The organism is Acinetobacter sp. UBA2063 (assembly GCF_002333245.1).
Classification (GTDB): domain Bacteria; phylum Pseudomonadota; class Gammaproteobacteria; order Pseudomonadales; family Moraxellaceae; genus Acinetobacter; species Acinetobacter parvus.
In genome coordinates, this window is record NZ_DDAH01000032.1 from 1 (window position 1) to 6247 (window position 6247).

At 41.8% G+C, this 6247-nt stretch carries 5 protein-coding genes and 3 pseudogenes; 5 read left to right on the plus strand and 3 right to left on the minus strand.

Translation table 11 applies throughout. The features are described 5' to 3' along the window. Both B4H32_RS01605 and B4H32_RS01610 read left to right on the plus strand, forming a co-directional pair. Positions 1 to 105, plus strand: a pseudogene (locus B4H32_RS01605) (RNA chaperone Hfq); the annotation flags it as partial. Between the two features lie 79 nt (positions 106 to 184). After that, complete coding sequence (locus B4H32_RS01610) at positions 185 to 1045, plus strand: DMT family transporter (RefSeq protein WP_262574083.1); 861 nt, start codon at positions 185 to 187, stop codon at positions 1043 to 1045. An 87-nt stretch (positions 1046 to 1132) separates the two neighbouring features. Here B4H32_RS01610 and nfsB read toward each other — a convergent pair whose 3' ends face one another. From nfsB to B4H32_RS01625, 3 genes are all read right to left on the minus strand, one after another. Then, positions 1133 to 1786, minus strand: a complete 654-nt coding sequence (nfsB, locus tag B4H32_RS01615; RefSeq protein ID WP_004682454.1) for an oxygen-insensitive NAD(P)H nitroreductase — start codon at positions 1784 to 1786, stop codon at positions 1133 to 1135. Between the two features lie 106 nt (positions 1787 to 1892). Next, positions 1893 to 2609, minus strand: a complete 717-nt coding sequence (locus B4H32_RS01620) for a UDP-2,3-diacylglucosamine diphosphatase (protein ID WP_286799416.1) — start codon at positions 2607 to 2609, stop codon at positions 1893 to 1895. A 21-nt stretch (positions 2610 to 2630) separates the two neighbouring features. Next, positions 2631 to 3140: a peptidylprolyl isomerase gene (locus tag B4H32_RS01625; RefSeq protein WP_004677029.1), complete on the minus strand. Its 510-nt coding sequence runs from the start codon at positions 3138 to 3140 to the stop codon at positions 2631 to 2633. 167 nt (positions 3141 to 3307) lie between these two features. Between B4H32_RS01625 and B4H32_RS01630 the strand changes: the two genes are divergently transcribed. The 3 genes and pseudogenes from B4H32_RS01630 to B4H32_RS01640 form a co-directional block, all read left to right on the plus strand. Beyond that, entirely contained in the window at positions 3308 to 5035 is a 1728-nt protein-coding gene (locus B4H32_RS01630) for a glutamine--tRNA ligase/YqeY domain fusion protein (RefSeq protein WP_286799418.1), read from the plus strand. Between the two features lie 533 nt (positions 5036 to 5568). Further along, a pseudogene (locus B4H32_RS12795) lies at positions 5569 to 5949 on the plus strand (hypothetical protein); the annotation flags it as partial. 18 nt (positions 5950 to 5967) lie between these two features. Continuing rightward, positions 5968 to 6247, plus strand: a pseudogene (locus tag B4H32_RS01640) (bifunctional glyoxylate/hydroxypyruvate reductase B); the annotation flags it as partial.

The following is a 6247-nucleotide window of genomic DNA, read 5'->3' on the forward strand; positions in this document are numbered from 1 at the left end:
GGTGGTCAAGGTGGCTTCGGTCATCAGGGCGGCTTCGGTGGTCAGGGCGGTTTCGACGGCGAAACTAAATTTGAAGATGGTCAAGAAGACGAAAATAATCGTTAATTGATTGATGATCTTTAAAAAATGCCAGTCTGTTTTCAGACTGGCATTTTTTTATGTCTAAAAAGCTAGAATAGATCTCATGGAAATTATTGTTGCGGCTGCTTGTTGCAGCGTTATCGTGTCAATTTTGCTGAAATATCTGAAAGAAAAAGGTTTTGATGTTTGGCAAATGATTGCGTGGAACTATTTAAGTGCCAGCCTGTTATGCGCCTATTGGTTCAAAACAGATATCACCCATGTTTCATGGCAACATACGCCGTGGTGGCTGATTTTAATTTTGGCGGTGTTGTTACCTAGCATCTTTCTATGTTTAGCCAAGTCATTGCAGTTTGCGGGTATTGTGAAAACGGAGATTGCCCAGCGTTTGGCAGTGATTCTTTCTTTATTGGCTGCCTATTTTATATTTGGTGAGCAGTTTAGCCTGTTAAAGCTGATTGGCGTTGCTTTAGGTGTGGTGGCAATTTTTTTCATTATTCTTGGGCAGGCGGCGGAGAAAGCCACACAAGGCCTAAATCTAAAATCTGCCCTGTTTCTGTTTTGTGTCTGGACAGGTTATGCTGCGGTTGATATCTTACTTAAATATAGCAGTAGCCTGGGTCTACAGTTTGCAGTCACATTAAATCTCATCTTCATTGTGGCGTTTGTTTTATCAATTGTGTATCTCGCCATCACCCAGCCGAATTGGCAGCCGAAGAATATTTTCGCAGGTCTAGTCCTTGGTGCAATCAATTTTGCCAATATTGCCCTGTATGTGAAAGCACATATGATGTTGAAAGACACACCAGCGATTGTGTTTGCAGGCATGAACATTCTTGTGGTGATTTTTGGGGTAATTAGTGGGGTGGTGCTGTTTCGGGAACGGCTTAAAGCCTATACATGGATTGGTCTAGTATGTGGAGTACTGGCTGTATTGTGTTTGGCAAAAGCGATGATGTTGTAGCGGTTAATGTTCTCATTCCAGCAGAACACAGTTTAATTTGGGCAGATGGTTATCTGCCCTTACAAACAACCACAATCATTATGATGATTATAAACGGGTAAAAATCACATCATTCGCAAGGCGTGATTTGGGTAGCTTCGCATTAAAATCATTTTCGCTACGATAGCCCAAAGCCACAATTACGGAGGCTTTCAAGCCTTTTTCAGCCAAACCAAATTCCTGATTAATAATATTTCTGTCAAAGCCTTCCATTGGTGTGGCATCAATGTGTTCAAGGGCTGCGGCGAATAACAGTTGTCCAAGGGCGATATAAGTCTGGTTTTCCATCCATGCTGAAAGGTTCTTCAATTCATTTCGGTAAAACTCAACATAACCCGAACGGGTATCTTTTTGTCCCTGTTTTGCTGCCTCATCCTTAAAGCGGCCACTGACATCATCTTGTTCAAGTAACTGCTCAAGATATTCATTGGAAATATCGGTACGTGTACAGAAAACAAGGGTATGTGAACAATTGAGCACTTTTGCGGCATTATAAGCATAGCCACCTGTTAAACCTGCTGCAATACGTTGTTTTGCCTCATCTGTTTCTGCGATCAGAAAATGCCAGGGTTGAATATTTACCGAAGAGGGGCTGAAACGTAAAATTTCTAATAATTTTTCAAACTGTTCTTTTGGAATCTTTTTACTCGCATCGTATGCCTTGGTGGTGTAACGTGTTTTTGCGGTGTGTAGGGAATCCATTTATGATTAACCAAAATAAAAAAATCAGTTTATTTTACTGGATCTAGCAGGTATGAAAAGTGTCTAAATGTGATTTAAATATAGATAAAGTCGAATGGAGCAAAGGTCAATAGAGCCACTTTTTAAAATCCAGGCTACTATTTTCTTGTTCGTTAATTTCTAGAATCCATGCAGAGTCTGCTCGCCAGTCACCCAAAACAATACGCTGTTTATTGCCCAACAAATGAATTTCTGGACGATGGGTATGACCGTGAATTAAAAAATCCACCTGTTCTATCACTGAATCTACAGCCTGGGCATTCACATCCATGATGTCATAGTTTTTGAGCTGTTTGGTTTCACTGCTCTTTTTACGGAAACCATTGGCAAGTTTCTGTCTAAAGCTTAATGGGGTCCGTTTCAATAAACTCAGCAGAACTGGATTGCGGATTACGCTTCTAAAGCGTTGATAGGCAATGTCATTAGTACATAGGGCATCGCCATGCTCCAGACGGAATTTTTGATGGTTAATTTCCAGCGTATAGACATCAGGGAGTAGGATTCCATTAAATTGGTTGAGGAAATTTTTTCCTAAAACAAAATCACGATTACCGACCTGAAAATAAACCTGATTGCCTGCCTGATTGAACTCTTTTAAAGCCTGAACGATTTCATCTAGCCAAGGGGCGGTGTAGTCGTCCCCAATCCATGCGTTAAACCAGTCACCTAAAATATAGAGCTGGGTGTTTTTATGTTGATATTGTTTTAGTAAGTCTAAAAACCCTCGAACCAGTCGAGGGTGATCAGGTGACAAATGCAAATCTGATATAAACAGATGGGTCACAAATAATCCTGTTGGATCAAATTATTCAGAGATAATTTTAGCAGATTCAATCACGACGTTCTCTAAAGGAACATCTGCGTGATAACCACGGTTACCTGTACGTACGCCTTTAATTGCATTTACAACGTCCATGCCTTCAACAACCTTACCAAATACCGCATAACCCCAGCCTTGTGCAGTTGGTGCTGTATGGTTCAGGAAAGAGTTGTTTTTAACGTTGATGAAGAATTGGGCAGATGCAGAGTGAGGCGCCTGGGTTCGTGCCATTGCAATGGTGCCTTCATCGTTGCTTAAGCCGTTGTCTGCTTCATTTTCGATTGAATCACGAGTTGCCTTTTCTTTGAAGTTTTCGTCCATGCCACCGCCCTGGATCATAAAACCATCAATTACACGGTGGAAAATTACACCGTCATAGAAACCGTCACGTACATATTCTAAGAAATTTTCAACCGTTTTTGGCGCTTTTTCAGCGTTAAGCTCAAGAACAATACGACCTTTATTGGTATTTAATTCGACTTGAGGAAAACTCATTACATTAATCTCCTAAACATGGGCTTGTGACCATGGGTTTTTGGTTGAGAGAAGCATAAGCAAACTGTAAACTACAAGGCAAGTAAAAAACGTTAAAATCTTTGATAAAAAGCAAAGATTGCGTTTTTATGTTCTATTTTTTTACCGTAAGAAGTGATTTACACCCTATGAAGCCAAATGATGTTGTTTCAGAACTGCCAAAGACCCCGACACCGAATACTCATGCCTCTGTCGATGCCGCGCAGCAAGAACAACAGGCAGGCTTGGACTTTGTACGTCAGGTGATTACCGATGATTTAAAAGAAGGTCGTACCCAAAAAGTTGTAACTCGTTTCCCACCTGAGCCAAATGGTTATCTGCATATTGGTCATGTCAAAGCAATTTGTTTGAACTTTGGTATTGCCGAAGAATTTGATGGTCTATGTAATTTACGTTTTGACGATACCAACCCTGATGCTGAAGAGCAGGAATATGTGGATGGCATTGCCAACGATGTGAAATGGCTGGGTTTTCACTGGAATGGTGAACCTCGCTATGCTTCAAGCTACTTTGACCAGCTTTATGCATGGGCTATTCAATTGATTGAACAGGGCGATGCTTATGTGGATTTGCAGACACCTGAAGAAATCAAGTTGAACCGCGGTAGCTTTGTGGAGCCAGGTAAAAATTCGCCATACCGTGATGCGACGGTGGAAGAAAACCTGTCTCGTTTTGAGCAGATGCGTAATGGTGAATTGGGCGAGGGTAAAGCGGTTTTACGTGCCAAAATTGATATGGCAAGCCCGAATGTACACATGCGTGATCCAATCCTTTATCGTGTGTTGCACTCAGAACACCACCAGACAGGTGACAAGTGGAAAATGTATCCAATGTATGACTATGCTCATCCATTGTCTGATGCAATTGAGGGTATTACCCATTCACTCTGTACCCTGGAGTTTCAGGACCATCGTCCGTTCTATGACTGGGTGATTGAGAAAGTGCACTCTCAGGCTGTGCCACGCCAATACGAATCATCGCGTTTAAACATTGACTATACCATCACATCTAAACGCAAGCTGCGTAAGCTGGTTGAGGGGAGTTATGTCAATGGTTGGGATGATCCGCGTATGCCAACTGTGGTGGGGATGCGTCGTCGTGGTTTTACCCCAGAGGGCTTGCGTGATTTCTGTAAGCGTGTGGGTGTGTCAAAAACCGATGGTATTGTGGATGTGGCAATGCTGGAGTTCTGTATTCGCCAGTCTCTGGAAAACACCGCAGCCCGTGGTATGGCAGTGTTGAATCCTTTAAAAGTGACGCTCACCAATTTGCCAGAAGAACTCGATTTAACCCATGCTCGTCATCCGAATGTGGATATGGGTGAGCGTGTGATTCCCTTGACACGTGAAATCTATATTGACCGTAAAGACTTTGAAGAAGTGTCACCAAAAGGTTTCAAACGTTTAATTCCAGAGGGTGAAGTGCGTTTACGCCATGCCTATGTGATTAAATGTGATGAAGTCATTAAGGATGCCAACGGTGAAGTGGTTGAATTGAAGTGCTCAATTGACCCTGAAACTTTAGGCAAAAATCCTGAAGGACGTAAGGTTAAGGGCGTGATTCACTGGGTATCGGCAACAAAAGGTATTCCAGCCGAAGTTCGTATTTACGATCGTTTATTTACCGCAGCTGCACCTGATGCCGATGATGATTTCCTGGCAAATCTAAATCCTGAATCATTAAAAGTCGTTCAAGCGGTGATTGAACCAGCTTTGGCACAGGCAAAACCAGAAGATCGGTTCCAGTTTGAACGTGAAGGTTATTTTGTGGCAGACCAATATGATCATGTTCCTGCAAAACCTGTATTTAACCGTATTCTTGATTTAAAGGATAGTTTCAAGGTCGAGAAGAAATAACCCCCATTCAAGAATGGATACTCAACCGAGTTAAGCGATTAACTCGGTTTTTTATTTATTCATGGATTTGATATAGGTATATTTAAATTATCTAGAGCTGTTTATCCAGCAGCGTGTAAGAAGTTGCCCTTGCCAATGATGTGATTGCACAAAAGCAAGCCATTTAGGGTGGAGTGGTTTATGCTAGACTATGAGGAATTGAATGTAATGTTATAAATACTTTTAACATGACACATCTTGATAGATGAAAGGAATAAATAGCGAAGATGATCGGGCGGCAGCGAAACATATTGGTAACTTTGGGAATAGATGTTTGGATTCCTCGAGAGGTCGTATGCGAAAAAAATATCGCGCCGAGCTTATGGCGAGATCAAGAGGCTGAACAGATTCAGTCCTTGCCAATACAATTCGAAACGCCAGCACAAAACAAGCCTGAGCTGCAAATAAAGCCTGAGCCTGTTCAGCCGATCACGATGGTTGAACCGCAGGATAATATTGAAATCATTGTAAAACCCAAGGCTGTTGAGATGATGCCTGACAAAGAGCAGGTTATTGTCACAACACAGGTTCAAAGCTTTGAGTTGCAAATGTATATTCTGGAAAGCTGTGCAATTTTAGTGGAAAGCAGTCGATTCAATGAAACACAGCAACAACTCTGGCACAATATTCAGAAAGCGAAACTGGGGCAGTATGCCGAGTTAAAATGGCCTTTTCCATTGGCTGATTTTCAGGAAAGCCGCGGCTTGCCCTCCTATATTCAGGGCTTTCTGGATGCGACTGCCATGAATAAAAAGATTCTATGTCTAGGTCATCTCGATTTTATCCAGCACTCTAATATTCTACATTTAGCAAGTTTAGAAGAAATGATTGCCCAGCCTTTATTAAAAAGACGACTGTGGCAACTGATGCAATAAAAGATCGGAATTGTAACAATGAAGAAAGTTGTCGTATTCAGTCAAATAGATCAAGATGTTCTAGCACGGTTACAGCAAAATTATCAGGTGGTAGTGCTCAACCCAAAACTCGGTGAGATCAATGAGCAAATCCGTACTGAAGTGGTTGATGCCGATGCCATGATTGGTGCAGGACGTTTACTCAATGAAAGCAATCTGGCACCTGCACAAAAACTCAAGATTATTTCGACCGTCTCCGTTGGTTATGATAATTATGATGTGGATTATCTGAATCAGCGAAAAATCTGGCTGGCAAATA